Below are 550 nucleotides of genomic sequence, written 5' to 3'. Positions count from 1 at the left end.
TGTGGTGCTTGAATCCGAATGTTTCATACAGTTTCATCGCTTGATTCCCTGCATATACACGCAAACGAACCTCTGAATATCCATCTTGTTTCAGATGTTCGATGCCGGCTTCTATTAATTTCCTTGCCATTCCCTTTCCTCTAAATTCTTCTAACACAAACAATTCATAGATGAATCCATATCTTTTCCCAGTAAGCAGGTCTTGACTTGCTCCGAATGAACCTCCCCCACTTATCGAAGTGGGGGTTTCCTGTTTCCCCTTCGGAGGTGGATGCATGATAGGCTGGTTGGCAGCCTATCTGCAGGCAACACCTGGCACCCGTCCCGTTGGGAGCCACAGGCAACATGAGTATCCATGATACTCAAGGGCGGGAACTCGCCATCTACGACTTCATACCTAAGCAATCCGTCGATACGTAAACGGTTTGACCGTAAATTCCAATCGGCGGATTTCACCATAATATACTTTGGCAAATAAATTCATTGCCCCATGGATATCACGGTGTCGTTTGTACCCGCATTGACATGTATAATTTCTAGAAGAAGATTT

At 45.1% G+C, this 550-nt stretch carries 1 pseudogene; it reads right to left on the bottom strand.

Going from position 1 to position 550, the window contains the following annotated elements:
• Positions 1-214, bottom strand: a pseudogene (locus U1T56_RS24450) (GNAT family N-acetyltransferase); the annotation flags it as partial.
• Between the last annotated feature and the right edge of the window lie 336 nt (positions 215-550).

Origin of the sequence: Benzoatithermus flavus, assembly GCF_037908215.1 — a bacterium.
Classification (GTDB): domain Bacteria; phylum Pseudomonadota; class Alphaproteobacteria; order Geminicoccales; family Geminicoccaceae; genus Benzoatithermus; species Benzoatithermus flavus.
The sequence above is the reverse complement of the archived record's forward strand: the minus strand, read 5'-3'. Positions and strand labels throughout refer to the sequence as shown.